The sequence below is a fragment of the Micromonospora sp. LZ37 genome, assembly GCF_059359015.1.
The window spans coordinates 261032-287702 of record NZ_JCADBL010000005.1 but is presented as its reverse complement, the minus strand read 5'-3'; the positions used below and the strand labels follow the sequence as shown (position 1 = coordinate 287702).

29 protein-coding genes are annotated in these 26671 nt (G+C 74.4%); 10 read left to right on the top strand and 19 right to left on the bottom strand.

Annotated elements, in window-relative coordinates:
• Positions 1 to 57: 57 nt before the first annotated feature.
• From mutM to rsmD, 8 genes are all read right to left on the bottom strand, one after another.
• On the bottom strand, positions 58 to 915 hold the full coding sequence (mutM, locus tag AC5L3Z_RS13865) for a bifunctional DNA-formamidopyrimidine glycosylase/DNA-(apurinic or apyrimidinic site) lyase (protein ID WP_494842079.1): 858 nt from the start codon (positions 913 to 915) through the stop codon (positions 58 to 60).
• Positions 908 to 1693 (bottom strand): ribonuclease III, encoded by a 786-nt coding sequence (gene rnc, locus AC5L3Z_RS13860; RefSeq protein WP_494842077.1) that lies wholly within the window; start codon positions 1691 to 1693, stop codon positions 908 to 910. Before rnc ends, mutM begins: the two co-directional genes overlap by 8 nt.
• Positions 1690 to 2667 (bottom strand): phosphate acyltransferase PlsX, encoded by a 978-nt coding sequence (locus AC5L3Z_RS13855; protein WP_494842075.1) that lies wholly within the window; start codon positions 2665 to 2667, stop codon positions 1690 to 1692. The genes rnc and AC5L3Z_RS13855 overlap by 4 nt, the downstream gene beginning before the upstream one ends.
• A 114-nt stretch (positions 2668 to 2781) precedes the next feature.
• On the bottom strand, positions 2782 to 2955 hold the full coding sequence (gene rpmF, locus AC5L3Z_RS13850; protein WP_088646032.1) for a 50S ribosomal protein L32: 174 nt from the start codon (positions 2953 to 2955) through the stop codon (positions 2782 to 2784).
• Between the two features lie 5 nt (positions 2956 to 2960).
• Positions 2961 to 3524 carry a YceD family protein gene (locus tag AC5L3Z_RS13845; protein WP_334533458.1) on the bottom strand — a complete coding sequence of 188 codons (564 nt, stop codon included), beginning with the start codon at positions 3522 to 3524 and terminating at the stop codon, positions 2961 to 2963.
• 109 nt (positions 3525 to 3633) lie between these two features.
• Positions 3634 to 4131, bottom strand: a complete 498-nt coding sequence (locus tag AC5L3Z_RS13840; RefSeq protein WP_334533455.1) for an SPFH domain-containing protein — start codon at positions 4129 to 4131, stop codon at positions 3634 to 3636.
• A gap of 135 nt (positions 4132 to 4266) precedes the next feature.
• Positions 4267 to 4758, bottom strand: a complete 492-nt coding sequence (gene coaD / locus AC5L3Z_RS13835; protein ID WP_334533452.1) for a pantetheine-phosphate adenylyltransferase — start codon at positions 4756 to 4758, stop codon at positions 4267 to 4269.
• A complete protein-coding gene (gene rsmD / locus AC5L3Z_RS13830; protein WP_494842072.1) occupies positions 4755 to 5318 on the bottom strand; it encodes a 16S rRNA (guanine(966)-N(2))-methyltransferase RsmD in 564 nt (187 codons plus the stop codon). The genes coaD and rsmD overlap by 4 nt, the downstream gene beginning before the upstream one ends.
• A gap of 315 nt (positions 5319 to 5633) precedes the next feature.
• Here rsmD and AC5L3Z_RS13825 point away from each other — a divergent pair, with 315 nt between their 5' ends.
• The gene (locus AC5L3Z_RS13825; RefSeq protein ID WP_494842070.1) at positions 5634 to 7133 is read left to right on the top strand and encodes a cell wall anchor protein; all 1500 of its coding nucleotides are present in this window, start codon (positions 5634 to 5636) and stop codon (positions 7131 to 7133) included.
• Positions 7134 to 7506: 373 nt separating this feature from the next.
• Here AC5L3Z_RS13825 and recG read toward each other — a convergent pair whose 3' ends face one another.
• Together recG and AC5L3Z_RS13815 are read right to left on the bottom strand one after the other, a co-directional pair.
• Positions 7507 to 9708: an ATP-dependent DNA helicase RecG gene (gene recG, locus AC5L3Z_RS13820; protein ID WP_494842068.1), complete on the bottom strand. Its 2202-nt coding sequence runs from the start codon at positions 9706 to 9708 to the stop codon at positions 7507 to 7509.
• Positions 9705 to 11330 carry a DAK2 domain-containing protein gene (locus tag AC5L3Z_RS13815; protein ID WP_494842066.1) on the bottom strand — a complete coding sequence of 542 codons (1626 nt, stop codon included), beginning with the start codon at positions 11328 to 11330 and terminating at the stop codon, positions 9705 to 9707. The genes recG and AC5L3Z_RS13815 overlap by 4 nt, the downstream gene beginning before the upstream one ends.
• 329 nt (positions 11331 to 11659) lie before the next feature.
• Here AC5L3Z_RS13815 and rpmB point away from each other — a divergent pair, with 329 nt between their 5' ends.
• On the top strand, positions 11660 to 11851 hold the full coding sequence (gene rpmB / locus AC5L3Z_RS13810; protein ID WP_007456456.1) for a 50S ribosomal protein L28: 192 nt from the start codon (positions 11660 to 11662) through the stop codon (positions 11849 to 11851).
• 159 nt (positions 11852 to 12010) lie between these two features.
• On the opposite strand, the gene AC5L3Z_RS13805 is transcribed toward rpmB, so the two are convergent.
• Entirely contained in the window at positions 12011 to 12472 is a 462-nt protein-coding gene (locus tag AC5L3Z_RS13805; protein WP_494842063.1) for a GNAT family N-acetyltransferase, read from the bottom strand.
• Between the two features lie 28 nt (positions 12473 to 12500).
• Positions 12501 to 13439 carry a thiamine-phosphate kinase gene (locus tag AC5L3Z_RS13800; protein WP_494842061.1) on the bottom strand — a complete coding sequence of 313 codons (939 nt, stop codon included), beginning with the start codon at positions 13437 to 13439 and terminating at the stop codon, positions 12501 to 12503.
• A gap of 122 nt (positions 13440 to 13561) precedes the next feature.
• Here AC5L3Z_RS13800 and AC5L3Z_RS13795 point away from each other — a divergent pair, with 122 nt between their 5' ends.
• Together AC5L3Z_RS13795 and AC5L3Z_RS13790 are read left to right on the top strand one after the other, a co-directional pair.
• The gene (locus AC5L3Z_RS13795; RefSeq protein WP_132184827.1) at positions 13562 to 13795 is read left to right on the top strand and encodes an Lrp/AsnC ligand binding domain-containing protein; all 234 of its coding nucleotides are present in this window, start codon (positions 13562 to 13564) and stop codon (positions 13793 to 13795) included.
• Positions 13796 to 14443: a DUF3515 family protein gene (locus AC5L3Z_RS13790; RefSeq protein WP_494842059.1), complete on the top strand. Its 648-nt coding sequence runs from the start codon at positions 13796 to 13798 to the stop codon at positions 14441 to 14443.
• Positions 14444 to 14484: 41 nt separating this feature from the next.
• Here the strand turns inward: AC5L3Z_RS13790 and AC5L3Z_RS13785 are convergent, their stop codons facing one another.
• Together AC5L3Z_RS13785 and AC5L3Z_RS13780 are read right to left on the bottom strand one after the other, a co-directional pair.
• On the bottom strand, positions 14485 to 15576 hold the full coding sequence (locus AC5L3Z_RS13785) for a D-alanine--D-alanine ligase family protein (protein WP_494842057.1): 1092 nt from the start codon (positions 15574 to 15576) through the stop codon (positions 14485 to 14487).
• A gap of 144 nt (positions 15577 to 15720) precedes the next feature.
• Entirely contained in the window at positions 15721 to 15942 is a 222-nt protein-coding gene (locus AC5L3Z_RS13780) for a hypothetical protein (RefSeq protein WP_494842055.1), read from the bottom strand.
• A gap of 256 nt (positions 15943 to 16198) precedes the next feature.
• Between AC5L3Z_RS13780 and AC5L3Z_RS13775 the strand changes: the two genes are divergently transcribed.
• On the top strand, positions 16199 to 17044 hold the full coding sequence (locus tag AC5L3Z_RS13775; RefSeq protein ID WP_494842053.1) for a helix-turn-helix domain-containing protein: 846 nt from the start codon (positions 16199 to 16201) through the stop codon (positions 17042 to 17044).
• Between the two features lie 6 nt (positions 17045 to 17050).
• Positions 17051 to 17251 carry a DUF397 domain-containing protein gene (locus AC5L3Z_RS13770; protein WP_494842051.1) on the top strand — a complete coding sequence of 67 codons (201 nt, stop codon included), beginning with the start codon at positions 17051 to 17053 and terminating at the stop codon, positions 17249 to 17251.
• A 43-nt stretch (positions 17252 to 17294) separates the two neighbouring features.
• Here AC5L3Z_RS13770 and AC5L3Z_RS13765 read toward each other — a convergent pair whose 3' ends face one another.
• The 5 genes from AC5L3Z_RS13765 to AC5L3Z_RS13745 all read right to left on the bottom strand — a co-directional run bounded on the left by AC5L3Z_RS13765 (position 17295) and on the right by AC5L3Z_RS13745 (position 22352).
• Complete coding sequence (locus tag AC5L3Z_RS13765; protein ID WP_494842049.1) at positions 17295 to 18347, bottom strand: ROK family protein; 1053 nt, start codon at positions 18345 to 18347, stop codon at positions 17295 to 17297.
• Positions 18348 to 18476: 129 nt separating this feature from the next.
• Entirely contained in the window at positions 18477 to 19268 is a 792-nt protein-coding gene (locus AC5L3Z_RS13760; protein ID WP_494842047.1) for a putative protein N(5)-glutamine methyltransferase, read from the bottom strand.
• Positions 19269 to 19404: 136 nt separating this feature from the next.
• On the bottom strand, positions 19405 to 20535 hold the full coding sequence (locus tag AC5L3Z_RS13755) for a cystathionine gamma-lyase (protein ID WP_494842046.1): 1131 nt from the start codon (positions 20533 to 20535) through the stop codon (positions 19405 to 19407).
• Positions 20536 to 20542: 7 nt separating this feature from the next.
• Positions 20543 to 21550: an NAD(P)H-dependent glycerol-3-phosphate dehydrogenase gene (locus AC5L3Z_RS13750; protein ID WP_494842044.1), complete on the bottom strand. Its 1008-nt coding sequence runs from the start codon at positions 21548 to 21550 to the stop codon at positions 20543 to 20545.
• Positions 21551 to 21626: 76 nt separating this feature from the next.
• Positions 21627 to 22352 (bottom strand): lysophospholipid acyltransferase family protein, encoded by a 726-nt coding sequence (locus tag AC5L3Z_RS13745; protein WP_494842042.1) that lies wholly within the window; start codon positions 22350 to 22352, stop codon positions 21627 to 21629.
• Between the two features lie 127 nt (positions 22353 to 22479).
• On the opposite strand from AC5L3Z_RS13745, the gene cofC reads away from it, so the two are divergent.
• The 4 genes from cofC to AC5L3Z_RS13725 all read left to right on the top strand — a co-directional run bounded on the left by cofC (position 22480) and on the right by AC5L3Z_RS13725 (position 26667).
• Positions 22480 to 23109, top strand: coding sequence for a 2-phospho-L-lactate guanylyltransferase (gene cofC / locus AC5L3Z_RS13740; protein ID WP_494842040.1), 630 nt, complete (start codon positions 22480 to 22482; stop codon positions 23107 to 23109).
• Between the two features lie 24 nt (positions 23110 to 23133).
• Positions 23134 to 23331 carry a cold-shock protein gene (locus tag AC5L3Z_RS13735; RefSeq protein WP_494842038.1) on the top strand — a complete coding sequence of 66 codons (198 nt, stop codon included), beginning with the start codon at positions 23134 to 23136 and terminating at the stop codon, positions 23329 to 23331.
• A 54-nt stretch (positions 23332 to 23385) separates the two neighbouring features.
• A complete protein-coding gene (locus AC5L3Z_RS13730) occupies positions 23386 to 25689 on the top strand; it encodes an RNA degradosome polyphosphate kinase (protein WP_494842036.1) in 2304 nt (767 codons plus the stop codon).
• 93 nt (positions 25690 to 25782) lie between these two features.
• Positions 25783 to 26667 carry an NUDIX hydrolase gene (locus AC5L3Z_RS13725; protein WP_494842034.1) on the top strand — a complete coding sequence of 295 codons (885 nt, stop codon included), beginning with the start codon at positions 25783 to 25785 and terminating at the stop codon, positions 26665 to 26667.
• Positions 26668 to 26671: the final 4 nt, after the last annotated feature.

The window sequence follows — 26671 nt, the reverse complement described above, 5'->3', positions numbered from 1 at the left end:
GGGAAGCCGGGGCGCGCCCGGCGTGGCACACCGGCGCAACCCCGAGCCCACTCGGGGTCACCCCTTCAGGGCTCCCCGGGGGCGCGGCTGACAACGCGGGCAGCTGTACGACGACCGGTTCATGAACGCCTCCCGGCGGATCGGCGCGCCGCACCGCCGGCACGGCTCGCCCTCCCGGCCGTACGCGTTCAGCGACCGGTCGAAGTAGCCGCTCTCGCCGTTGACGTTCACGTACAGCTCGTCGAAGCTGGTGCCGCCCTGCTTGATCGCCTCGCCGAGCACGTCCCGGACGTGGCCGAGCAGCCGGGCCGCGGCCGGGCCGGTCAGCGCGTCGGTCGGGCGGGCGCCGTGCAGCTTCGCCCGCCACAGCGCCTCGTCGGCGTAGATGTTGCCCACGCCGGAGATCAGGGTCTGGTCCAGCAGCGCCCGCTTCACCTCGGTACGCCGCCGGCGCAGCGCCGCCACGAAGTCCGCGTCGGAGAACTCCGGGTCCATCGGGTCCCGGGCGATGTGCGCGATCTCGCCGGGCAGCTCCGCGCCGCCCTCGCTGACCGAGAGCCCGCCGAACGTGCGCTGGTCGACGAAGCGCAGCTGCGGACCGTCGTCGGCGAACCGGAACCGGACCCGCAGGTGCAGCTCGTCGGCCGCCTCGGCCGGCTGCATCAGCAGCTGGCCGCTCATCCCCAGGTGGCCGACGAGCGCGTCCCCGCTGTCCAGCGGCAGCCAGAGGTACTTGCCCCGGCGTCGCACGTCGGTCACCGTCCGGTCGGCCAGCACCGCGGCGAAGTGGTCCGGGCCGGGCAGGTGGCGGCGCACCGCCCGCGGGTGGCGGACCTCCACCGCGGCGATCCGCCGGCCGGTGACCCACTGGGCGAGGCCCTGCCGGACGGTCTCGACCTCGGGCAGCTCAGGCACGACCCAGGCCCACCTCGGCCGGGTCGCCCGCCGACTCGGCGGCGGCCGCCTCGGCCCGTTCCCGCTCGGCCTGCGCGGTCAGCTCCCGCCAGGCCGCCTCGGCCGCGCGCTGCTCGGCCTCCTTCTTGCTGCGCCCCTCGGCGCCGCCGTACCGGTTGCCGGCCACCACCACCCAGGCGGTGAAGGTCTTCAGGTGGTCCGGCCCGGTGCCCTCGATGCGGTACTCCGGGACGCCCAGCCCGAGCGCGGCGGTGAGCTCCTGGAGGCTGGTCTTCCAGTCCAGCGCGGCGCCCCGGCCGGCCGACTCCGCCATCAGCGGGTCGAAGAGCCGGTGGATGACCTCGCCGGCGGTGTCCAGCCCGTACTGGAGGTAGATCGCGCCGAGCAGCGCCTCCAGGGTGTCGGCGAGGATGCTCGCCTTGTCCCGGCCGCCGGTGCTCTCCTCGCCCTTGCCCAGCAGCAGGTACGCGCCGAGCCCGTCCGGCCCGAGCCCCCGGGCCACGTCCGCCAGGGCCCGCATGTTGACCACGCTGGCCCGCAGCTTGGCCAGCTGCCCCTCGGGCAGGTCCGGGTGGTTGCGGAAGAGCGCCGTGGTGATGACCACGCCGAGCACCGAGTCGCCGAGGAACTCCAGCCGCTCGTTGGTGGGCAGCCCGCCGTTCTCGTACGCGTAGGAGCGGTGGGTGAGGGCCCGCTCCAGCAGCTCGGGGTCGAGCGTCACGCCGAACGCCGATTCCAGGTGACCGACGGGAGCACGCCGCCGCTTGTCGTTGGTCATGCGCTTACCTCGGTGTCGTTGCTGTCGATGTGCGAGAGGTTCTCGGGAGCGCCGGCGACCAGCGCGCGGACCCGGTCGGTGGCGCCGCGCCGCCACAGGTGGGCGGCGAGGGCGATCCCGGAGGCGACGTCGTCGGCCGCCGCGGCGCCGTGGCAGACCACCACCGTGCCGGCCACCCCGAGCAGGGCCGCCGCGCGGGGGGCCCCACCCTGCGCGGGCGGGCCGCCGGCCATCGCGTACGCGCCCTCGATCGCCTTGAGCAGCACGTTACCGGTGAACCCGTCGGTGACGACCACATCGGCGCGCGCGCCGAGGCAGACGTCGTACCCCTCGACCAGGCCGACGTAGCTGCCGTCGCAGGGCAGCGGCACGGCGGCGAGCAGGGGGTCGGCGGTGCGCCGGGAGCGGTCGCCCTTGCCGGCCTCCGTGCCCACCGAGAGCAGGCCGACCCGGGGCGCGGCGACGGCGTGCGCCACCGCGGCGTACGCGGCGCCGAGCACCGCGTGCCGGACGAGGGTGACCGGGCGGGGTTCCAGCGAGCCGCCGACGTCGAGCAGGACGACGGGACCGGCGACGGCGGGAATGGTCGCCACCAGCGCGGGCCGGCGGACGTCGTCCCAGCGGCCGAAGGCGAGCGCGGCGGCGGAGACGGTGGCGCCGGTGGAACCGGCGGAGACGAGGGCGTCGGCGGCGCCGTCGCGGACGGCGACGACGGCCGCGCGGACCGTGGTGTCGGCCCGGGGGGTGTGGTCGGTGGCGCCGGCCGCGGCCCGCACCGGCCGGACGGTCACCCGGGCGCGCTGCGCCGGGGTGAGGGCGTCGGTCACCGCGGCCGCGACCTCGGTCGGGCCGACGAGCAGCAGGTGCAGGCTGGGGTCGGCACGCACCGCCCGCAGAGCGCCGTCAACCACGACGGCGGGAGCATCGTCCCCGCCGAGGAGGTCAACGGCGATCCGCGCGGTGCCCGGCTCCATCGGATCGCCGGCCGGATCGGGCCGGCCGGCGTCGGAGGGAGCCGGGGCACCGGGCGATCGCCAGGGTGCGCGCGCCGCCCGACCCGGGGTCGGGGGCGTCACTCGGCGTCCAGGTCAGACCTCGAGAACCTGGCGGCCGTTGTACGTGCCGCAGACGGAGCACGCGGCATGCGGCAGCTTGGGCGACTTGCACTGCGGGCAGGCCACGGTCGCGACCACAGCCGCCTTCCAGTTCGCCCGGCGGGACCGGGTGTTGCTGCGCGACATCTTGCGCTTCGGGACGGCCACGGTTCCTACTCCTCTGTACGGTTCAGTTGCGACAGGCCCGCCCAACGCGGGTCGATCTGCTGGTGGCTGTGATCGGCCGGCAGATCGTCCCAGTGCACCCCACACTCGGGGCACAACCCTGGGCAGTCCTCCCGGCAGAGCGGGTTGGTCGGCAGCGTCAACACCACCGCGTCCCGCAGCGCCGGCTCAAGGTCGATCAGATCGCCCTGCATCCGGCCCACCTCGTCCTCTTCGGTCGTCTCGTCCGTGGCGCTGTTCTCGTACGCGTACAGCTCCTGGACGTTCACGACCACCGAGTCGTTGATCTGGCGCAGGCACCGGCCACACTCGCCCCGGACGGGACCGCTGATGGTCCCGGAGACGAGCACGCCCTCGGACACCGACTCCAACCTCAGGTCGAGGTCGAGGTCCGCGCCCTCCGGCACGCCGATCAACTCCACGCCGAGGTCCGCCGGTGCCGGGGCGATCCGCTTGACCGTACGCAACGCGCCAGGCCGACGCGGCAGGTCTCTCGTGTCGAGGACCAGCGGCGACCTGGGGTCGAGTGTCGATGGCGAGTGCTTGGGCATAGTCAGACTCCGGCCGGTGAGAGGCCGACAAAAAAGGTTACCTGGGCGACCACCGGAACGTCGAACCGGGGGCGACGCCCGCCCTGCCTGTCGGCTGGTGAGGTGCCGTTCAGAAGGGTAGCGGGCGTTCCGCCTCGTCCCCACCGAAGGTGCCGATCTCCCGCAACGCGTGCATCTTGTCCCGGCCGCGCTCTATCGACGCCAGTGCCCGGGTCAGGAACTGCTCGAAGTTCGCCAGCGCGGTGTCGACATAGTCGTCCACCTCGTCGCGCAGGCGCTGCGCCTCGGCGCGGGCCTCGGCGATGATCCGGGCGCCCTCGTGCTCGGCGGAGACCGTGATCTCGTTCACCGAGACCAGGCGGGCGTGTTCCGCCTCACCCTCGCTGATGATCCGGTCGGCCTCCCGCTTGCCCGCCTCCATGATCTTGTCGCGCTCCTCCAGGAGCGCGGCGGCCCGGCGCAGGTCGGCGGGGAGGTCGGCGCGCAGTTCGTCCAGAGCCGCGATCATCTCGCCCCGGTCGACCATGCAGTTGTTCCGGGACATCGGGACGGAGCGGGCCTGCTCCACCATGGCGATCAGTTCGTCGATGCGATCGAGCGGGTCCACCGGTACCTCACTCCTGTCGTTCTTCGGCCGACCTACATGATGCGGGCTACGGCCGGATTCGGCGCCCCACCCATCATGTCGCGCCCGAGCGAGTGGTTCCCCCACCGCCCGGCCCGGCGCGTCGCGCCGACCCGCTCAGGGAGTGGGCGGGGTGGGGCCCAGCCGGGCCTGGAGGGCCGTGCGGACCCGGTCGGGGACGTGCGAGGAGATGTCCCCGCCCCACTTGGCGACGTCCTTGACCAGGCTGGAGGAGAGGAACGAGTAGAGCGGGTTGGTCGGCATGAAGAGCGTCTCGACCCCGGCGAGGCCGATGTTCATCTGCGCCATCTGCAACTCGTAGTCGAAGTCGCTGACCGCCCGCAGCCCCTTGATCAGCACGCTGGCCTCCTGCGCCCGGCAGAAGTCGACCAGCAGGCCACGGAACGACTCGACCCGGACGTTGTCGTACGAGGCGGTCACCTCGCGGAGCATGTCGATCCGCTCCTCGACGGTGAACAGGCCTTTCTTCGACTGGTTCACCAGCACGCCGACGATCACCTCGTCGAAGAGCCGGCTGGCCCGTCCGATGATGTCGAGGTGTCCGTTGGTGACCGGGTCGAACGAGCCGGGACACACCGCACGTCTCATGATCGGCGACCGTACCAAAGGGTGGTCTCGCCGTAACGGCGACTGCGCTCAGCCGTGATGCCCTGCACCCAGTCGACCGGCCCGGTCCGACTGGACCGCTCCACGACCACCAGCGCGTCGGGGGCCAGCCACTCGCGCTCGACCAGCGCGGTGAGCATGGCCTCGATCTCCGCGTCCGGCAGGGCGTACGGGGGGTCGGCGAAGACCACGTCGTACGGCTCGCCCCCCGGACCGGCGGCCAGCACGCCGGCCACCTTGCCGGTGACCAGCCGGGCGGCCGGCGCGGCCCGCAGCGCGGCGACGTTCTCCCGGATGATCCGCGCCGCGCGCGGGTCGGATTCGACCAGCAGCACGTGCGCGGCGCCCCGGGAGAGCGCCTCCAGACCGACCGCGCCCGAGCCGGCGTACAGGTCGGCGAAACGGGCCCCGGCGAGGTCCACCTCGGCCTGGACGGCGCTGAACAGCGCCTCGCGGACCCGGTCGGAGGTGGGTCGGGTGCCGGCGCCGGGCGGGGCGGCTATCCGCCGCCCGCCGAGCGTGCCGGCCACGATCCTGGTCACCGTCTCCCCCTGCTCATGGGGATGACGCTACGCGACGGGCGGGGTGGGCCGAGCCACCCGGGCACGACCCGGCCGAGTGGCCGGTTGATCACGACCCGTACATCAAGGATCTCAGATGGATAACATCCTTGTCCGTCGTACGTGGACGCTGGGCCGGGCGGGGCGATCCCACTAGGGTCTGCCGCGTGCCGGCGAGTCTCCGCCGGCCGCGGCGTCGGGAGGGCGCCGGCGCGGACCGCACCGCACCCGGGCCGCGTCCCGGCAGCGCCCGCCCCCACGCCGCAAACCCCTCAGCATCTTCACCCGGGAGTACGCGTGATCCGACCGAAGCTGTCGCTGCGGCGACCCCTGGCCGTCCTGGGGGCCGCCCTCATCGGCCTCACCGGGGCCGTCGCGGTGGCCGCCCCAGCCAGTGCGCACCACACCACCATCAAGGCCACCGCCACGTGCGACCAGCTCAGCGGCGAACGCGTGATCACGTGGAACGTCGAGAACAGCGAGCAGGACAAGGCCGCGACCCTTCAGCAGGTGACCGCGGAGCCAGCCACCCCGGTGACGGTGCGGGTCGACGCCACCGAGAGCAAGGGGCTGGAGGGCGTCGTCATCCCCAAGGGCGACTCCGTCGACGCCGTGCAGCGGGTGCCGGGCAACACCATGAGCGCCAAGCTGACCGTCAAGGGGCTCTGGGACAACGGGCGGGAGCGGACCAACGAGGGCAGCATCAACCTGGCCGCCGACGAGCCCTGCACCCCGGCGCCGAAGTGCGTCGACGCCAGCCAGGCCAAGTACAGCCACACCTTCGACGGCCCGAAGGGCACCGCGACCGTCAAGCTGGACGGCGACCTGCCGATCTGCGGCGAGGGCAAGCAGTGGTTCACCCTGGTGTCCTACTTCGCGCCGCGCCCACAGTTCGCCACCCCGCAGTACGTGTACGGCGCGCCGGACAGCGACTGGATCGGCGGCACCCAGAACGAGATCACGCTGAACGTCGAGATCCCCGACTGCCACACCCAGGTCGACCTGATCTGGGGCGGCGCTGACGAGGTCATCGATGAGCTGGTCGATGGCGGCAAGCGCTACGGCGACAAGAAGCTGGGATCGCGGGGCGCGCCGGGCAACCGGTCAGCGGGCCCGCAGGGCTGGTACAACGGCGGCGACAAGACCTGCACCACCCCGGCGTCCACCTTCACGTCCAACTGCGACGGTTCCGTGGCGATTGCGCTGAGCAACGACGGCAAGATCAGCAAGTACCCGGTCGAGTTCGAGGTCAAGGGCGAGAACGGCTGGTCCAAGAAGGTCTCCGTCGAGGCCGGTAAGGCCGACAGCGTCGTGGTGCCGGCCGCCGACGCCGGCAAGATTGAAGTACTGGTCGACGGCAAGGTCATTGAAAACGGCACCTACTCGTGGCAGCGTCCCGAGGACTGCCCGCTGCCGACCCTGACCACCGAGGCCGACTGCAAGAGCTTCACCCTGACGGTGACCAACCCGAAGGGTGGCCTGCCGGCCAAGGTCGAGTTCACCTACGGCAAGCAGACCGAGGCACGTACGGTCGCGGCCGGCGGGGCGGAGAAGGTGACCTTCAAGGCCGGTAAGGCCGAATCGGCGCTCGTCGTCCTGCCCAGCCTGGACCTGAAGATGGAAGCCATCTACTCGCCGGAAGGTGAGTGCGGTGGCGGGGGCGGCGGCGAGGAGCCGGGCCTGCCGGTGACCGGCGCGGCGGCAGGCGGCATCGCCGCCGGTGCGGTCGCCCTGCTGATCGCGGGCGCGGTGCTCTTCGTCATCGCCCGGCGCCGTCGGGTGACCTTCACCGCGTGAGCTGAGTTGGACTGAGTCCGAGGGCGCGTCGACCATCCGGTCGGCGCGCCCTCGGCGTTCGCTCGTCCGGTGCCGGAAGCGCACCCTGCTCAAGCTGCCGCGGCCCCTCCCACCGGGCGATCCCCGCGCCCGCCTCCACCGCGCCCGCGTCCGAGCCGGCGACCCGCTCAGGTCGCGGCCCGAGCCGCCGATATGTGGAACGCCCGGATCGTGGAGACCCTGAAGCGCTCGGCCGCCGCGAAATGCCGGGCTCGGGCGGCAAGGCATCGAAGCACCGTTGCCGGATCGATGCACCGAGGCCCGCACCGTCAACAAGCACCAGCCTGGTCGAGCAGCTCCAAATCGTCAGGTCACGCGAGCAGGCACGGCACGCTCAGCCCTTCTCCAGGTACTCCGCCCGCTCCTCGTCGACCAGCGCCGCGACCGAGGCGGCCAGCGCCGGGTGCCGCGCCAGCTCCGGGTCCTCCCCGACCAGGGTGACCGCCTCGGCGCGGGCGTCCCGGATCAGGTCGGTGTCGCGCAGCAGGGAGAGCAGGCGCAGGTGCGAACGGCGACCGGACTGGGTCGCGCCCAGCACGTCGCCCTCGCGGCGCTGCTCCAGATCCAGCTCGGCCAGCTTGAAGCCGTCGGTGGTGGAGGCCACCGCGTCCAGCCGCTCCCGGGCCGACGACCCCTCGGCCGCCTCGGTGACCAGCAGGCAGAGCCCGGCGGCCGAGCCCCGGCCCACCCGGCCGCGAAGCTGGTGCAGCTGGGAGACGCCGAACCGGTCGGCGTCCAGCACGATCATCACGGTGGCGTTGGGCACGTTGACGCCCACCTCCACCACGGTGGTGGCGACCAGCACGTCCAGCTTGCCGTCGGCGAAGGAGCGCATCACGGCGTCCTTCTCGTCGGCGGGCAGCTTGCCATGCAGGACGCCGATCCGCAGCCCGTGCAGCGGCCCCTCGGCCAGCAGCGGCGCCACCTCGGTCACGGCCAGCGGGGGCCGCCGTCCGTTGTCGTCCTCCGGCGGCGGCTCCTCCTCGCTCTGCGGCCCCTCCCCGATCCGTGGGCAGACCACGTACGCCTGGTGGCCGGCGGCGACCTCCTCGCGCAGCCGGCGCCAGGCCCGGTCCAGGAAGGCCGGCTTCTCCGCGGCGGGCACCACGTGCGAGGCGATCGGCGAGCGACCCTGCGGCAGCTGGGACAGGGTGGAGGTCTCCAGGTCGCCGTAGACGGTCATCGCCACCGTGCGCGGGATCGGGGTCGCGGTCATCACCAGCACGTGCGGCGGCTGGTCGGCCTTGGACCGCAGCGCGTCCCGCTGCTCCACGCCGAACCGGTGCTGCTCGTCGACCACCACCAGCCCCAGGTCGGCGAAGTCGACCCCCTCGTAGAGCAGGGCGTGGGTGCCGAGCACGATGCCGGCCCGCCCCGCGGCGACCTCCGCCAGGGCCCGCCGCCGGGCCGCCGCGCCGAGCGAGCCGGTGACCAGCTCCACCCGGGTGGCGCCGTCGGCGGCGCCCAGCTCACCGGCCTGGGCCAGCGGGCCGAGCAGGTCGAGCATGCCCCGGTGGTGCTGCGCGGCGAGCACCTCCGTCGGGGCGAGCAGGGCCGCCTGGCCCCCGGCGTCGACCACCTGGAGCATCGCCCGCAACGCGACGACGGTCTTGCCGGAGCCGACCTCGCCCTGGAGCAGCCGGTGCATCGGGTGCGGGGTGGCCAGGTCGGCGGCGATCTCGGCGCCGACGTCGTGCTGACCGGGCGTCAGTTCGTACGGCAGTCGGGCGTCGAACGCGTCGAGCAGCCCACCGGCGCGGGGCGGTCGGGCCTTCGCCGGCCAGGACGCGGCCCGCGCCTTGCGCTGCACCAGGGTGAGCTGCACGGCGAACGCCTCGTCCCACTTGAGTCGGCGACGCGCCCGGTACAGCTCCTCCTTGCTGGACGGGCGGTGGATCTCGCGCAGCGCGGTGCCGATGCCGACCAGGTTGCGGCTGGCCCGCACGGTGGCCGGCAGGGGGTCCTCGGGCGGGGTGAAGGTGTCCAGCACCACCCGGACGCAGCGGGCGATCACCCAGGTCGGTACGGCCGCGGCGGCCGGGTAGACCGGGATCAGCGCACCGGCGAACTCCTCGATCTCCTCGTTCGCCGCCGCCTCCGCGTCGCCACCCTCACCGAGCAGGACGTACTCCGGGCCGTTGAGCTGGCGCTTGCCCCGGAACTCGGTGACCTTTCCGGCGAAGAGCCCCCAGCGGCCGGGGCGCAGCTCCCGCTCCCGCCACGCCTGGTTGCCGAAGAAGGTCAGGGTGAGCACCCCGCCGGAGCCGTCGCCGACGGTCACCTCCAGCAGGTTGCCCCGGCGCTGGCGCATCGGCCGCACCGCGGTGCGCTGCACCTGGGCCAGCACGGTGACCTGCTCGCCGACGTCGAGCGAGCGGATGTCGGTGTGCTCGCCGCGCTCGTCGTACCGGCGGGGGAAGTGGTAGACCAGGTCACCGGCGGTGTGCAGGTCGAGGTGGCTGGCCAGGGCCTTCGCCGTCTTCTCCCCGACCAGCTTCTTCAGCGGCGTGTCCACCGTCGACGGCTCGGACGTCATTCGACCCCCACCAGGAGCGGATAGTGCGGCTGCCCGCCCTCGTACGCGTGCACCTCGACGAACGGCCAGCGCCGGCCGACGTGTGCCCGGACCGCCTCGGCCAGGCCGTCCGGGGCGTCCACGCCGGTGAGCAGGGTGACCAGCTCGCCGCCGCCGCCCAGCATCCGGTCGACCACCGCGGAGCAGGTGTCGACCAGGTCGGCGCCGATCAGGTGGACCTCCCCCTCGACCAGCGCCAGCACGTCCCCCGGCCGGCACGGGCCGGCGACGGTCAGCGCCTCCCGGCTGGCGTGGCAGACCTCGGCGTACCGGCAGGCGCCGGCCGCCTCGGCCATCGCGATGACGTCGTCCTCGAAGCGCCGCTTCGGGTCGCGGACGGCGAGGGCCGCCAGCGCCTGCACGGGCGAGCGGGTCGGCACCACGCTCACCTTGATCCCCAGCCCGTGCGCCTCCCGGGCGGCGGCGCTCGCCACCGCCTGGGTGTTCGGGTCGTTGGGGAGCACCACCACCCGGGCGGCGGCGGTGGCCCGGATGGCGTCCAGCAGCTCGCCGGTGGAGGGGTTGCCGGGCACCACGGTGGCGCCCTCGCCGGTGAAGAGCTCCGCGATGCCCGCGCCGGCCGCGACCACCACGGCCGCCCGGCCGTCCGCCGGCGGGCCGGGCCGCGGGGCCGGCGCGGTCTGGTCGGCGAAGCGGGTCACCGAGATCCGGTACGGCCGGCCGGCGACGACCCCCGCCTCGACCGCCGCGCCGACGTCGTTGACGTGCACGTGCACGTTCCAGGTGGTGGACGCGGCGGGCGAGGCGCCGTCGCCGACCACCACCAGGGAGTCGCCCAGCGTCGCCAGTTCGGCGCGCAGCCGGGCCACCGCCTCGTGCCCGGCGTCCAGCAGGAACTGCACCTCGTAGGCGTACTCCTCGGAGCCGGACTCCCGGACGGTGGTGAGCGGCGGGCGGACCGTGCGGGTCACCGGCGCCGAGCGGGGTGGGCTCTCCCCCGTGATCACCTCGACCAGCGCGTCGAGGAGCAGGCAGAGCCCTCGGCCACCGGCGTCGACCACCCCGGCGCGGGCCAGCTCGGGCAGCTGCTCCGGGGTGCGGGCCAGGGCCCGCCCCGCCTCCCCGGCCGCGGCCCGGGCCACCGTGCGCAGGTCGTCGCTCCCGGCCTGCTCGGCCGCCGCGGCGGCGGCGGCCACCACGCTGAGCACGGTGCCCTCGACCGGGTGGGCGACCGCGGCGTACGCGGCGGTGGTGGCGTGGCGCAGCGCACCGGCCAGCTGCCGGCCGCCCACCGCCGGCGCGTCGGCGAGCGCGTCGGCCAGGCCGCGCAGGATCTGCGACAGGATCACCCCGGAGTTGCCCCGGGCGCCGAGCAGCGCGCCCCGGGCCATCAGGCGCAGCGCGCGCCCGTGCGGGGTGTGCCCGTCCTCCGGGAGGGTCTCCAGGTCCATCGCCAGGGCCTGCTGGGCCGAGGTGAGGGTGAGCACCATGTTGGTCCCGGTGTCCCCGTCGGGCACGGGGTAGACGTTGAGGTCGTCGATCTCGCGCTGGTGGTGCCGCAGCGCGGTGAGCCCACTCGCGCACCAGCGGCGCACCGCGGCGGCGTCGAGGGTGTCCAACACGGCCAGAAGCCTACTGGCGCGCACCGACACCCGCCGGGGTCGGCCGGCCCACCACGGCGTGTCCACCGCGCCGCGGGTCAGGACGGCCGGCGGGTGGACGGGCCCCGATCACGCCGGCGCCCCGGGCGGGCACTAGCCTCATGGCGTCCCTTCGTCGGGTGTCCTCGCGGGGCGGGCGGGCCGGCCGTCGTGGCAGGTGACCGCCCTCACGTCCCCACCGGTCCATCGGACCGGTTGGGCGGGGGTAGGAGTCATCGGGTAAGCTGGCTAGGTTGCCCGTGCAGCACCTGCCGGCGACCTCATGAACGTTTCAATCCCAGGAGTATCCCGTGGCTAGCGTCTGCGACGTCTGTGGCAAGGGGCCGGGCTTCGGCCACAACGTGTCCCACTCGCACCGGCGGACCAACCGCCGCTGGAACCCGAACATCCAGTCGGTGCGTACCCCGGCCGGTGGCGGTAACACCAAGAAGCTGCAGGTCTGCACCTCGTGCATCAAGGCCGGCAAGGTCACCCGCGCCTGACGCGGTAGCGCCTCCGGCTCGAACATTCGCCAACACCGGCGGACCGTCACGGTCCGCCGGTGTTGTCGTGTCCGGGTCCGGTCGAACCCCTCGTCCGATTGTCCGAGTTCGGCCCGGGCCGCGGCGGGCGCGACGACGCCTCGCCGCGCCCGACCGGTGCTACAGGGGGCGGCCGAAGGAGAGGCAGCCCGGCGCGTCGGCGTAGAAGCCGAAGTTGGGGATCCGCTCGTACCCGGCGGCGGTGTACATGGCGATCGCCTCGGGCTGCTTGTCACCGCACTCCAGGATGATCCGCTTGCGGCCGTGGTGCCGGGCCGACTCCTCGACCGCGGCCAGCACCGCGCGGGCCACCCCGCGGCCCCGGGCGGCCGGGACGGTGTACATCCGCTTCAGCTCGGCGGTGTCGTCGCCGTGGCTGCGCCAGCCGCCGCAGCCGACGGGCTCGCCGTCGAGGTGGGCGACGAGGAAGACGCCGTGCGGCGGGGTGAACTCGGCCGCGTCCACCGGCGTCTCGTCGCCGCTGCCGCCGTAGCGCTGACCCAGGTCGGCCAGGGCCGCCCGGATCAGCGACTGCGCCACCGGCGAGTCGAAGGGCAGCGGCCGAATCTCGATCTCACTCACCGGTGAAGGTTACGACGGCTGGCGGCCCTTACCGGAAGTGGTCCCAGCCGGCCGGACCGGCGTGCGCGGCGCCGTCTACGGTGACGCCGGCGCCCTCCGCCACCCGGCCGATCGGGCGCCACTCCGCCGGCAGGGCCACCGACCGGGGGAAGGTCGCGACCAGCGCGTGGTCGTCGCCTCCGCCGAGGATCCAGGTGTACGGGTCGACGCCGAGCGCCTGCGCGGCGTCGCTCATCTGCCGGGGCACCTCGAAGGCGTCCCGGTGCACGTCGATGCCGACCCCGCTGGCCTTCGCCACGTGCCCCAGGTCGGCCAGGAGGCCGTCCGACACGTCGATCATGGCGGTGGCGCCCAGCCGGGCGGCGTGTGGCCCGGCCGGGTACGGCACCTCCGGCCGCCGGTACGCCTCGACCAGCAGCCGGGGGGTGCGGAAGCCGCGGGAGAGCACGGTCAGCCCGGCGGCCGCCCAGCCGGCCCGCCCGGCCAGGGCGACGACGTCACCGGGGCGCGCGCCGGAGCGGACCACCGGCGGCCGGCCGCCGAGGTCGCCGAGGGCGGTCACCGCGATGGTCAGGGTGGGGCTGGCGGACATGTCGCCGCCGACCACGCTCGCCCCGACCCGGGCCGCCTCCGCGGCCAGCCCGTCTGCCAGCCCCTCGGCCCAACTGGTCTCCAGCTCGGCCGGCATGCAGAGGGCGACCAGCAGCGCGGTCGGGGTGGCCCCCATCGCGGCTATGTCGGCCAGGTTCGCCGCCGCCGCCCGGTGCCCGACGTCCGTCGCGCTCGACCAGTCCCGCCGGAAGTGCCGCCCCTCGACCAGCACGTCCGTGGAGGCGACCACCCGCCGGTCCGGCGCGGCCACCACCGCCGCGTCGTCGCCCGGGCCGAGCAGACACGTCGATCCGTACGTCAGTCGGGCGGTGATCCGGTCGATCAGGCCGAACTCGCCGACACCCGCGACACTCATGTCATCCTCTCGCCGCGCTCGCTCAGTGCTGTCCCTCGACCACCGATAGGGATCACGCCTGCTCCGTAAGGTAGTTTCACCCTTCGGGCCGCCCCTGGGCGGCGACGGACGGAGGTCGAGTCGTGGTACAGGCGTACATCCTCATCCAGACCGAGGTCGGCCGGGCGCGTGACGTGGCCGGTCTCATCGCGGACCTGGCCGGTGTGGTCCGGGTCGACGCCGTCACCGGGCCGTACGACGTGGTGGTCCTCACCGAGGCGAACACCGTCGACGAGCTCGGCAAACTCATCGTCAGCAAGGTGCAGCTGGTGCCCGGCATCACGCGCACCCTCACGTGTTCGGTGGTGCGACTGTAAGTGGACCAGATCACTTCCTCCCCGACCACCGGCTCCCGTCCCGGGAACGCCACGCCGTCGACCGACGACCGGCCCCGCTCCGGCTGGGACCGGTCGACCCGGCGGGCCGCCCTGATCGCCTCCCTGGTCGCGGTGCCGATCACCGTCGCGGTGGCCGGGTTCACCTTCGCGAAGCTGGCCCCCGAGCAGCCGGTCGCCGCGCCGGAGCCGGCCGTGACGTCCGCCTCGGCGCAGTCCACCGCCCCCGTCGAGATGGCCGCCCCGGCCCTGGCCGAGCGCCCCGGCGTGGTCTGCCGGGCGCTGATGTCGCAGCTGCCGCAGACCGTCGGCGACCTGGCCCAGCGGCCGGTCACCGCGGGCGCCGAGCAGAACGCCGCGTACGGCGATCCGGCGCTGACCGTGGCCTGCGGCACCGCCGCGCCGGCGGTCGGGGACACCGACGACGTCTGGGTGGTCAACAAGGTCTGCTGGCACGCGACGGAGGAGTCCGGGGCGACCGCGCTCACCACGGTGGACCGGGAGGTCCCGGTCACCGTCCGGGTGCCCCGCTCCTACGGTCCGGCGTTGCAGCGGGTGTCGCCGATCTCCGACACGATCGTCGCCTCGGTCCCCTCGGGCGGCACTCCGCCCACCGGCTGCCGCCGCTGACCGCTGCCGCCCCGCGCCGCGGACGTCGGCGGGTGTCCCGCTCAGCGGTCGCGGCGCAGGGCGGTCCGGATGAGGCGGTTGACCAGCTTGGGGTACTCCAGGCCGGAGGCGGCCCACATCCGGGGGAACATCGACGTCGGGGTGAACCCGGGCATGGTGTTGATCTCGTTGAGGTAGACGTCCAGCTCGGGGGTGACGAAGAAGTCGACCCGGGCCAGCCCGGAGCAGTCCAGCGCGGTGAAGGCGCGGGTGGCGTACTCCTGCACCTGGCGGGTCACCCGGTCCGGCAGGCCGGCGGGGATGTCGTACTCGCAGGCGTCGTCGATGTACTTCGCCTCGAAGTCGTACCAGTCGTGGCCGGAGACGACCCGGACCTCGGCCAGCACGGACGCCTCCGGGGCGCCGCCGGCCTCACCCTCCAGCACCCCGCACTCGATCTCGCGGCCGACGACCGCGGCCTCGATCAGCACCTTGGTGTCGATCTCGCGGGCGGTGGCGACGGCGGCGTCGAGCTGCGCCCAGTCGTCGACCTTGGTGATGCCGAAGGACGAGCCGGCGCGCGATGGCTTGACGAAGACCGGCAGGCCGAGCCGCTCCTTGTCCTCCTCGCGCAGCGTCATGCCGTTGCGCAGCACCACGTACGGGCCGACCGGGATGCCCTCGGCGACGCAGAGCTTCTTGGTGAACTCCTTGTCCATCGCCGCGGCGGAGGCGAAGACGTTCGCGCCGACGTAGGGGATGTCGGCCATCTCCAGCATGCCCTGGATGGTGCCGTCCTCGCCGTACGCGCCGTGCAGCACCGGGAAGACCACGTCGACGTCGGCCAGCGCCCGCGGCCCGTCGGTCGGGTCGAGCACCATCAGGCCACCGGCGGTCGGGTCGGCGCGCAGCACCACCTCGGCGCCGGAGCCGGCGGTGATCTCGGGCAGCTTGCGCGCCTGGATCGACAGCTGGCCCGGGTCGCCGGTGGTCAACACCCACTGGCCCTGCCGGGTGATGCCGACGGGCACCACCTCGAACTCGTCGGGGTCGAGCGCGCCGAGCACGCTGCCGGCGCTGACGCAGGAGATGCCGTGCTCGGGGCTGCGTCCGCCGAAGACGATGGCCACGCGGGTCTTGCCTGGGGTGGTCACTGGGTCACCTCTCGGTACGCGACTGCGGAGCCGCCGGCGGCTCACCCGGTTGACCTTACTGTGGGTGGCGGCGGACCGATGGCGATACCCGGGAGGACGCGTGTCGCCCTCGCAAACGGTCGAACGTACCGATACGGTGCGTGACTAACGGTCGGCGCCGTGCCGACGGCCGACCGCGATCACCTTCACCCGCTGCCGGCCGGCGCGGACCATGCCCAGGGCCATGAAGGCGCCGGCGATCCGGTCCGCGGCCTCGCGGCTGTTCGCCCCGACGACCTGCCGGCGGCGCTCCGGGCGGCTCCGCTCGTCGCGGGCCTCCCCCTCGACGTGACGGACGTCGGTGAGCACGACGAGGAATCTGGTCATCACGACCCATCCCGGCATCCGGACACCCACATCAGCCTCTCATCACCGCGCGGCGGCGGGCCCGTGGCGATCGGGTACGGGGGAGTAACCCCGATCGCCACGTGCCCCATCCCCTCCGGTCACTCACCCTCGCCGTCGCCACGACAACCGCGGGTGAGGACGCCGTCACAGATTGACAGGTGGACACGCATGAATGCAACTCTCATCGACGTTCTCTCATGCACACATTCCCAAGGACCTATGTCACCATCGACGCATGGCTCCGAAGACCGCCCGGGCCCGCAGGCTGGGCATCGCCCTGCGTACCCACCGCGAGGCCGCCGGCCTCACCCTCGAGGCCGCCGCCGACGAGATCAACAGCACCCGCAGCACCCTGTCCCGCTACGAGAACGCGCAGACCCTGGTCAGTCCGGCCACGGTCCGCGCGCTGCTGAGCCTCTACGGCGTCGGGTCCGACGACATCGCGGCGGCGGTGCAGCTGGCCAAGGACACCCGCAAGCCGGGCTGGTGGGTGCCGTACTCGCACCTGCTGGACAAGCGCACCATCGACTTCATCGCCCTGGAGGCGGAGGCCACCGGCATCGCCAACTTCGAGCCGTCGGTGGTGCCCGGCCTGTTGCAGACCGCCGACTACATCCGCGGCGTGATGCGCGGCGGCCCGCACACCCTCGGCGACGACCAGGTGGAGCAACGGGTCAAGCTCCGGCTGGACCGGCAGCAACGCCTGACCGCCACCGACCCGCCCATCTTCGACGCGATCATCGACGAGGGCGCGCTGCTGCGCCCGGTCGGCGACCGGACGGCGATGGCCGGCCAGCTACGCCACCTGCTGAAGATGGCCGAGCTGCCGAACGTCACCGTCCAGGTGATCCCGCTGGCCGCCGGCTACCACCGCGGCACCCGCGGCTCGCTGCACATCCTGGAGTTCGCCGACCCGGAGGACCCGATCATCGCCTCGGTGGAGACCGTCGCCGGGCAGATGGTCCTCGACCGCCCCGGCGACCTGCGTACCTGCACCAAGATCATGGAACACCTGCGGACCGTCGCGCTCAGCCCCGCCGACAGCCGCGACCAGCTCCTCGAACTGCTGAAGGGACGGTAGGAACCGATGACACCGACGATCACCGCGGCGCTGGCGACGGCCAACTGGCGCAAGAGCACCTACAGCGGGGACCAGGGCGCCTGCGTGGAGCTGGCGACCGTGCCGGACCTGGTGGCGGTCCGCGACTCCAAGGACCCGGCCGGCCCGGTGCTGCTCTTCCCCCCGGCCGCCTGGGCCGCCTTCACCACCGCCCCGCCCCGCCCCTGACCGGTCCCCCACCCGCGCCGTCCGAGGGCGGTCGCGGGTGGGGTCAGGCGGCCAGCGTGGGTCGGGAGGGCGGGGCGGCGCGGAGGCTCTCCAGAGCGGCGATGGCCACGCCGCGCGCGCCGGCCATGTCCCGGTCCGGCACCAGGGCGAAGGTGGCCACCGCGGCCTGCTCGGCGCGGAGCACGGTGTGCTCCCGCACGACGGCGAGGAACCACTCCCGGAACTCCGGCGCCGCCTCCACCACGCCACCCCCCACGAAGTACGCGTGCGGGTCGGTGAAGTTGGCCGCGATGGTGAACAGCCGGCCCAGCGCCGCCGCCTGCTGGGCGAAGACCTCCCGGGCCAGCTCGTCGCCCCGCTCGGCGTACCCGCGCAGCAGCTTGGCGGCCCGGTCGACCGGCTCGGCGGCGAGCGGGTGGCCGGGGTGGCGGGTCAGCCAGTACGGCAGCAGGCTGCGCCGGATCCCGGTCAGCGAGGCGACGCTCTCGGCGTCCCCGACGAAGCCGCAGGCGCAGGTCGGCTCCGGCTGGCCGGGGGCGAGCAGGTTGGTCAGCGGGATGTGCACGTGCCCGAACTCGCCGGCCATCCCGGCCGCGCCGGTGACCACCCGGCCGTTCTCCACCACGCCACCACCGAGCCCCGTGCCGACGATGGCCGACACCGAGGACCGGGTCATCGCGTCCGCCCCGAAGTGGACGTGGTGGGCGTAGAGCGCGGCCGCGTTGCCGTCGTTGTGGTAGACCACCGGCAGGCCGAGCCGGCGCTCCAGCGCGCCGCGCACGTCGTACCCGTGCCAGGCCGGCTGGGCGAAGTTGGTCGAGCCCCGGGACGAGATGACCCCGGTGGCGCTGGCCGGGCCGGGCGTGTCCAGCCCGACCGCCCGCACCAGCTCCCGCGGTACGCCGGTGTGCGCCAGCACGCCGTCCAGCGCGCGGGCCAGCGCCTCGATCGCCGCCTCCGGACCGGCCTGGACCTCGCTGGGGATCTCCAGCAGCCCGTCGACCAGGAACCGGCCGTCCAGGGTGAGCACGGTGGCGTTGTCGCTCGTGCCCCCGTTGTCCAGGCCGACCACCACCGGCACGTCCAAACCGCCCACCGCCTCCCGACGCCAACCTGATGGCGAGGCTAGTTCCCCTTTCCCGCCCCCGCCATGCCGCGAACGGCCAGCCCGCCGGGGACGATCCGCCGGGCCGCCCGCCCGGCCCCGCCCGGCGGACCGGCCCGCTCAGCCCGGTCGGCGGGCGGTGACCGCGGTGGCGTCCCACTCCGGCGCGCGCAGCACCCTCGGCGCCAGGCCCAGCGCCCGCATGGACGCGCAGAGCGCCTCGGCCTGCCGGTCGCTGGTCTCGACCACCAGGTGACCGCCGGGGGCCAGCCAGTCCACCGCGCCGGCGGCCACCCGGCGCAGCACGGCCAGCCCGTCGGCGCCGCCGTCCAGCGCCACCGGCGCCTCGTGCAGCCGCGCCTCCGGCGGCAGCAGCGCCACCGCCGCCGTCGGGACGTACGGGGCGTTGGCCACCACCAGGTCCAGCCGTCCCCGCCGGTCGCGGGGCAGCGGTTCGTACAGGTCGCCCAGCAGGACCGCGACGTCACGGCCGGCGAGGTTGCGGCGGGCGCAGGCCACCGCGGCCGGGTCCACGTCGACGGCGGCGAGCCAGCGCGGGGCCAGCCGCTCGGCGAGCGCCACGGCGATGGCGCCGGAGCCGCAGCAGAGGTCGACCACCGCCGGCGCCGGCCCGGCGACCGCCGCCGCGGCCTCCACCAGCAGGGCGGTACGACCCCGGGGCACGAAGACGCCGGCGTCGACGGCGACCCGCAGGCCGCAGAACTCGGCCCAGCCGAGCAGGTACTCCAGTGGCTGGCCGGCGACCCGGCGGTCGGCCAGCGCGGTCAGCGCCTCGGGCGAGTCGGCGGCGGCGATCAGCAGCTCCGCCTCGTCCTCGGCGAAGACGCAGCCGGCGGCGCGCAGCCGCCCGATGAGGGCGGGCCGGTCGGGGTGGAACGAGGTCGGTGTCATGGGATGCCTCTCGGGGGCGCTCGTCGGCGCTCCCGCCGTCGCCTACTCCGGCGACGGGGACCCGGCGGGGAGCGCCGGTCCGGTCGTCTGGCGGATCGGACTCACCTCCCCCGGTCGGGCCTGCTGCGGGCCGGCCTCACGATAACGGACGGGCCGGCTCCGCGGCGTCCAGCGCGGCCGCGATGTCGGCGACCAGGTCGGCGGTGTCCTCGGCCCCGCAGGAGAGCCGGACGAACCCCGGCGCGGTGTCGTCGCCCCACTGGGCTCGCCGGTCGGCGGTGGTGTGCAGCCCGCCGAACGAGGTCGCGGCGGCCACCAGCCGGGCGGCGTCGACGAACCGGGCGACCCGGTCGGCGTCGCCGAGGTTGAAGGAGAGCACCCCGGGCATCCGGCGCATCTGCGCCGACGCCACCGGGTACGCCGGGTCCTCCGGCCGCCCCGGCCAGCGCAGCCCGCGCACGTCGGCGCGGCCGGCGAGCAGCTCGGCGACGGCCGCCGCGTTCGCGGTCTGCCGGGCCAGCCGCAGGTCCAGGGTGGCCAGCGAACGGTGCGCCAGCCAGGCGTCGAACGCGCCGGGCACGGCGCCGGTGGCGGTACGCCAGCTCGTCACCGTCTCCAGCAGCTCCGCCGACCGGGTCGCCAGGTAGCCGAGCAGCAGGTCCGAGTGCCCGGTGAGCGCCTTGGTGCCGGAGGCGACGACCAGGTCCGCGCCGAGGTCCAGCGGGCGCTGCCCGAGCGGGGTGGCGGTGGTGTTGTCGACGGCCACCAGCGCGCCGGCGGCGTGGGCCCGCTCGGCGAGCGCGGCGACGTCGGCCACGTCCAGCCCCGGGTTCGCCGGGGTCTCCAGCAGCAGCAGCCGCACGCCGTCGAAGGACGGGTACGGCCCGGCCGTCGGCACGAACCCGACCCGTACCCCGATCCCCTCCAGGGTGGCGGTGGCGAAGGCGCGCACCGGGAAGTAGCCGTCGGCGGGGAGCAGCACGGTGTCCCCGGGCCGCAGCACGGCCAGCAGCAGTCCGGTGATGGCGGCCTGCCCGCTGGCGAAGACCCGGCAGTCGCCCCCCTCCAGCTCACCGATGGCCGCCTCCAGCAGCCGCCGGGTGGGGTTGTCGGGCCGACCGTAGCCGTTGGTCGAGGCGGCCGGGCCCTGCCACGGGTCGAGGTGGTACGGCGCGGCGAAGACCGGCCCGGGCAGGAACGGGTCGCCGGGGGCCGGCTCGGGCAGCCCGGCCCGGACGCACCGGGTGCCGTCGTGGAAGTCGGTCACCGGGGCCTCATTCGTACGACTCGGGTTTGGCGGTCCGGCTCATCAGGGTGTCCACGGCCAGCCGGGGATCCATGCCCTCGTGGCAGATCCGCTCGATCTGCTCGGTGATCGGCATCTCCACCCCGTGCGCCCGGGCCAGGTCCCGGATCGCCAGGCAGCTCTTGACCCCCTCGGCGGTCTGCCGGGTCGCCGCCTGCGCCTGCTCCAGCGTCTCCCCCCGGCCCAGGTGCTCACCGAAGGTGCGGTTGCGGGCCAGCGGCGACGAGCAGGAGGCGACCAGGTCGCCCATGCCGGCGAGCCCGGCGAAGGTGATCGGGTCGGCGCCGAGCGCCACGCCCAGCCGGGCGGTCTCGGCGAGCCCGCGGGTCATCAGCATCGCCCGGGTGTTGTCGCCGAAACCCATCGCGGTGGCGATGCCGTACGCCAGGGCGATCACGTTCTTGACCGCCCCGCCCAGCTCGCAGCCGGTCACGTCGTCGTTGGTGTACGGCCGGAAGTACGGCGTCCGGATCGACGCCTGCACCAGCGCGGCACGCCGGGCGTCGGTGCCGGCCACGACGGTCGCGGCGGGCTGCTCGGCGGCGATCTCCGGGGCGAGGTTGGGGCCGGAGACCACCACCACCCGGTCCGGGCTGACCCGGGCGGTCTCCACGATCACCTCGCTCATCCGCTTGGTGGTGCCCAGCTCGATGCCCTTCATCAGGGAGACCAGGGTGGAGTCCGGGGCGAGGTGGCCGGCCCACTCGGCGAGGTTGCCGCGCAGCGTCTGCGAGGGCACCGAGAGCACCACCAGCTCGGCGCCGGCGATCGCCTTGGCGGCGTCGCCGGTCGCGGTGACCCGCTCGGGCAGCCGCAGCTCCGGCAGGTAGTCCGGGTTGCGGCGGCGGGACCGGATCGCCTCGGCCACCGACTCCCGCCGGGCCCACATCGTCACGTCCCGCCCGGCGTCGGCGAGGATCTTGGCGAAGGCGGTCCCCCAGGAACCGGCCCCCAGCACCGCCACGTGGCCACTCATGCCGTCGCCTCCCTGCCGTCGGCGCCGCCGCGCGGCACCACCGCTCCACCCCAGGCGGTCCGCCCGCTCGGGTCGCTCATTCGGTCACCTCGGAAGTACGCGGACGGGCGGGACGTTGCCACAGCGGCGGCGGGGTGCCGCCGCGGATGCCGGCGAGCAGGTCGCGCAGGCTCAGCATGATCTCGTCGGTCATCTCTTCCAGGACCGCCCGGCTCGGCGTGGCGCCCGCCCACCGGCTCAGGTCGATCGGCGGGCCGGCGACCACGGTCACCGGGGTGCGGGGCCGCAGGCCGAACCGGGTCGTCCGGGGGTCGAACAGCTTCTCCGGGCCCCACATCGCCAGCGGGATCACCGGGGCGCCGGTGGCCAGCGCGAGGCGGGCGGCTCCGGTCTTGCCCTTCATCGGCCAAAACTCGGGCTCCCGGGTGGTGGTGCCCTCCGGGTAGATCACCACGGCGCCGCCGGCGTTCAGCGCGGCGACCAGCTTGTCCAGCGACTTGACCGCGTCGGCGGTGCCGCGCTCGACCGGGATCTGCTTGCAGCGGTGCAGGATCCAGCCGATCACCGGCACCCGGAAGACGCTGGCCTTGCCGAGGAACTGCGGCCAGCGGCCGGCGTCGTGGATGAAGTGCGCCGAGACCAGCGGGTCGGCGTGCGAGATGTGGTTGGGCACGATGATGATCCCGCCGTCGCCGCGCAGGTGCTCCGCGCCCCGCCAGGTGCGCCGGGTCCAGGCCAGCATCACGGGCTTGACCAGCACCACGGCGAAACGTTGCCAGAAACCCAGCTTGCGCCGTGTCAACCTGCCTCCTCGTCACCCCGACCCCACGCGTCGCACCCGCCCGGTGCGGCCCGCCGCGGAAATCATGCCTGCTCGCCCCGGGTACGGCCAGTGCGGGTACCACCGTCGACGCTGGCAGGATTGTCGCGTGGGTCAGCCGAGGTGGACCGTGGTGGTACCGGTGAAGCGCCTCGGCGCGGCGAAGAGCCGGCTGCGGGGCGCGCTGCCGGCCGTACCCCACGAGGAGCTGGCGCTGGCGCTGGCGGCCGACACGGTCCGCGCGGCGCGGGCCTGCCCCGCGGTGGCCGAGGTCCTGGTGGTGACCGACGACGACCGGGCGGCCGCGCTGCTGGCCGCGGCCGGGGCGCGGGTGGTGCCGGACGCACCCGACGCGGGGTTGAACGCCGCCCTGCGGCACGGCGCGGCGACGGCCGCCGCCGGCGCCTGGGTGGCCGCCCTCACCGCGGACCTGCCGGCGCTGCGCCCGGCCGAACTGGCGGCGGCGCTGACGGCGGCCGCCACACCCCCGGCGGTACGCCGGTTCGTGGCCGACGCCCCGGGCACCGGCACCGTGCTGCTCACCGCGCCGCCCGGGGTGGCCCTGGCGCCCCGGTTCGGGGTCGACTCGGCGCGGGCGCACGCGGCGAGCGGCGCGCTGCCGCTGACCGGCCCGTGGCCCTCGCTGCGCCGGGACGTGGACACCGCTGCGGACCTCGCGGCGGCGCGGCGGCTGGGGCTCGGGCCGGGCACCGCCGCGCTCACCACGGCGTGCCCCTGACGCCGGCGGTGTACGGTGCTGGGCATGCAGGGCACGGTGGCCACCTTCGACGCGCAGACCCGCTCCGGGGTGCTGCTCCTGGACGACGGCTCCGAGCTGGCCTTCCCGGCCCGCGCCTTCGACGCCTCCGGGCTGCGCCTGCTCCGCCTCGGGCAGCGGCTGCGGGTGGAGACCGACCCGGACGGCACGGTGGTCCGGGTGACATTGCCGACGATGGCCTGACCGACCCGGACCGAGTTCATTTTGCGTTAACCGGGATCGGGTGATTATGAGCGGGTGAGCACCCCTCGCGAGCACCCCGCCAGTCAGCCCCACGCCGCCGATCCCACCGGCCCCCGCACCGGCGCCCGCCGCCGGGGCGGGTCCCGCACCCCGCGCGCCCCCGAGGACGTCGTCGGCACCGGAGACGTTCCCGACGCGGCCGCCGCCTCGGCCGGGCTGGAGGAGGTGCTGGACTCCGGCGGGCCGCCTCCGCCGCCGCCCGCCGGGCCGGACGACGAGCCGCCCGCCGCCGCGCCGCTGCCGGAGGACCGCTTCCTCAACCGGGAGCTCTCCTGGCTCGACTTCAACGCCCGGGTGCTGGCCCTGGCCGAGGACCCCCGCACGCCGCTGCTGGAACGGGCCAAGTTCCTGGCCATCTTCGCCAGCAACCTGGACGAGTTCTACATGGTGCGGGTGGCCGGCCTGAAGCGCCGCCGCTCCGCCGGACTGCCGGTGCGCGGCGGGGACCGGCTGCCGCTGCGCACCCAGCTGGAGCTGATCACCGAACGCAGCGCCGACCTGGTCGCCCGGCACGCCGCCTGCTTCGTCGACGACGTGCTGCCGAAGCTCGCCGCGGAGGACGTGCGCATCCTGCGCTGGGCGGAGCTGGACGACCCCGAACGGGAACGGCTGCGGACCTGGTTCCGGGAGCACATCTTCCCGGTGCTCACCCCGCTCGCCGTCGACCCGGCGCACCCCTTCCCGTACATCTCCGGCCGGTCACTCAACCTGGCGGTGGCGGTCCGCGACCCCGACGGCGGATCGGAGCTCTTCGCCCGGGTCAAGGTGCCCAACAACGTGCCCCGGTTCGTCCGGGTCGCCAGGGACCGGCCCGGGGTGCGGATGCTGCCGGTCGAGGAGCTCATCTCGGTACACCTGGGACAGCTCTTCTCCGGCATGCAGGTGGTGGAGTGCCACCTGTTCCGGGTCACCCGCAACGCCGACCTGGAGGTCGACGAGGACCGGGACGAGGACCTGCTCCAGGCCCTGGAACGGGAGCTGGCCCGGCGTCGCTTCGGGCCACCGGTCCGCCTGGAGGTCGCCGCCTCCATCTCCGACCACATGCTGGAGCTACTCGTCCGCGAGCTGGACATGGACGGGCACGACGTGCTCCGGGTGCCCGGCCTGCTCGACCTCTCGGCGCTGTGGCAGCTCTACGGCGAGGCCGACCGTCCGGACCTGAAGGACCCGCCGTTCGTGCCGGCCACCCACCCCCGGCTCGCCGAGGGCGAGGTGCCGCGCAGCGTTTTCGCCACGCTGCGGGACGGCGACGTGCTGGTGCACCACCCGTACCACTCGTTCGCCACCAGCGTGCAGCGCTTCATCGAGCAGGCCGCCGCCGACCCGGACGTGCTCGCCATCAAGCAGACCCTCTACCGCACCAGCGGCGACTCCCCGATCGTCGACGCCCTGGTCGACGCGGCCGCCGCCGGCAAGCAGGTGGTGGTGCTGGTGGAGTTGAAGGCCCGGTTCGACGAGGTGGCCAACATCGGGTGGGCACGCACCCTGGAGCGCGCCGGCTGCCACGTCGTCTACGGCCTGGTGGGTCTGAAGACGCACTGCAAGACCGCGCTGGTGGTACGCCAGGAGGGCAACCAGATCCGCCGCTACTGCCACATCGGCACCGGCAACTACCACCCGAAGACGGCCCGGCTCTACGAGGACTTCGGGATGCTCACCGCCGACCCGGAGATCGGCGCCGACCTGACCGACCTGTTCAACGTGCTCACCGGCTACAGCCGGCAGACCGCGTACCGGCGGCTGCTGGTGGCGCCGCAGGGCATCCGCAGCGGCCTGATCGAGCGGATCGAACGGGAGATCGCCCACGTCCGCCTCGGCATGCCGGGGCTGGTGCAGTTCAAGGTGAACGCGCTGGTCGACGAGGAGATCACCGACGCGCTCTACCGGGCGTCCCGGGCCGGCGTCCACGTGGACCTGCTGATCCGCGGCATGTGCACGCTGCGGCCCGGGGTGCCCGGACTCTCGGAGAACATCCGGGTCCGCTCGATCCTCGGCCGGTTCCTCGAACACTCCCGGATCTTCCGGTTCGGCAACGACGGCGACGCCGAGTTCTGGATGGGCTCGGCCGACCTGATGCACCGCAACCTGGACCGCCGGGTGGAGGCGCTGGTGCAGGTGAGCGACCCGGTCGCGCGGGCCGAACTGGACCACGTGCTGACCGCCGCGTTCAGCTCCGAGGTGGACGGATTCGAGCTGGCCTCCGACGGCACCTGGACGCGGCGCACCGGCGCACCGGAGGAGCCGCTGGTCGACCTCCAGGAGCTGCTGCTGCGCCGGGTGGGCGGGACCCCCGGCTGACCGGGCCGGGCCGCGTGGGCGGCGGCGCGGCGCTCCCCGCCGGGACGAGCCGAGCGGCCCGTACGACGGGACAACCGGACGTAGGGTGACGAGATGGTGGAGGAGGAACCGGTCGGCATCCGGGCGGCCGGCGGGGTGGCCTGGCGGCCGGACGCCGACGGCCGCACCGAGGTCTGCCTGGTGCACCGCCCCCGCTACGGCGACTGGTCGCTGCCCAAGGGCAAGCTGGAGCGCGGCGAGCACCCGCTGCTCGCCGCGGTCCGCGAGGTGGCCGAGGAGACCGACGTGCGGGCCGTGCCGCAGGTCCGGCTCACCACCGTGCGGTACCGCAGCGAGGGCCGGCCGAAGACCGTCGACTACTGGTCGATGCGGGCCGTCGGCGAGGGCGGCTTCCAGCCCGACACGGAGGTCGACGACGTGCGCTGGCTCGCCACCGACGAGGCGGTCCGGCTGGTCAGCTATCCGCACGACGCCGAGGTGCTGGGCGCGTTCGCCGCGCTGCCGCCGGTGACCACGACGCTCGCCCTGGTCCGGCACGCGCACGCCGGCAAGCGCGCCACCTGGTCCGGCCCGGACGACGGACGCCCGTTGGACGTCACCGGCCGGGCCCAGGCCGAGGCGCTCGCCCCGCTGGTGGCGCTGATCCGCCCGACCCGCCTGCTGTCGGCCTCGGCGCGTCGGTGCGTACAGACCCTCGACCCGGCGGCCGCGCTGCTGGACCTGCCGATCGAGGTGGCCGGCGAGCTGGACGAGCCCCGCCCCGGTCAGCAGCCCGACGAGTGCGCGCTGGCCGCCGCCGCCCGCCTCGCCGGGCTGGCCGCCGCCGGCGACCGGGCGGGGGTGTGCAGCCAGGGCAAGGTGATTCCGGGAGCGTTGGAGCGGTTGACCGGCCGGGTCGACGACTGGACCACCCCGAAGGGCGGTGGCTGGCTGCTCGCCTTCGCCGCCGACCGGCTGGTCGCCGCCGACCGCCTCTGACCCG